General features: G+C 77.9%; 1 protein-coding gene. It reads left to right on the top strand.

Going from position 1 to position 1,173, the window contains the following annotated elements; all coding sequences use genetic code 11:
* On the top strand, nucleotides 1-1,173 hold a 1,173-nt coding region (locus G3I53_RS24935), incomplete at both ends, for a CDP-glycerol glycerophosphotransferase family protein (RefSeq protein ID WP_164438790.1).

Below are 1,173 nucleotides of genomic sequence, written 5' to 3' on the forward strand. Positions count from 1 at the left end.
CGCGCGGGCCTGCGGCTGCACTACCGCGTCCAGCGCCTGCTGCCGCTGCGCACCGACCGCGCCGTGTTCAGCTCCCGGGACGGGCACGGGCACGGCGGCGACCCGGGCGCGCTGGAGTCCGCCGTCCGCTCCCTGGCCCCGCACGTCCGCACCGCCTGGGTCTCCCGGCCCGAGCACCTGCACACCGTCCCGCCGGGCGCGCGCCGCCTCGGCCCCGGCACCGCCGCGTACTGGACGGCCCTCGCCCGCTCCGCGTACCTGGTGAGCGACACCGCCTTCGATCCGCGCCTGGTCAAGCGCGAGGGGCAGGTGCTGGTGCAGACGCGGCAGGGCACCCCGCTCACGCACACCGGGCTGGACCTGCGGGAACGCCCGGCGGCGGCCGGTGAGGCCGATGTCGCGGAGCTGCTGCGGGACGCGGGCCGGTGGGACTATGTGGTGTCCGCCGACCGCCACTCCACCCTGACCTTCGAGCGGACGCTGCCCGGCCCCTACCAGGTGCTGGAGTACGGCCGGCCCCGCACCGACCGGCTGTACACGGCGACCGGGGCGGACGTGGCCCGGCTGCGGGAGTCGCTCGGGGTCCCGGACGGCGCGGTGGCGATCCTGTACGCGCCCGCCGACCGCCCCTACCGGCGCACCCCGGCCCCGCTGCTCGACCTGGAGCGGCTGGCCCGCCGGCTCGGCCCGCGCTTCGTGCTCCTGGACCGCTCCCCCGCCCGCCACGACGCCCCGCCGCTCGCGTCCTCGGGCCGGGTGCTGGACGTGTCCGGGCATCCGTGCGTGGAGTCGCTCTGCCTGGCCTCGGACGCGCTGGTCACCGACTACGCCTCGCTGATGACGGACTACGCCGGCCTGGACCGGCCGATCGTCCTCCACGTCCCCGACCAGGAGGCGTTCGAGGCGGCCTGCGGCACCTACGGCGACCTGTGCGCGTTCCCGCCGGGCGCGGTGGCGCGCAGCGCGGACGAGCTGGCCGACATCTTCGCCACCGGCCACTGGCGCGGCTCCCGCTCCGATGAGCTGCGCGCCGCGTTCCGCGCCCGCTTCTGCCCGCACGACGACGGGCACGCGGCGGAGCGGGTGGCACGCCGGGTGCTGTTCGGGGAAGCGGGTCTGCCGGTGGTCGTGCCGCCGGAGCGCCGTCCGGTGCCGTCGGCCGCCGCCGCGCGG

Origin of the sequence: Streptomyces sp. SID14436 (assembly GCF_010548465.1) — a bacterium.
Taxonomy (GTDB): Bacteria; Actinomycetota; Actinomycetes; order Streptomycetales; family Streptomycetaceae; genus Streptomyces.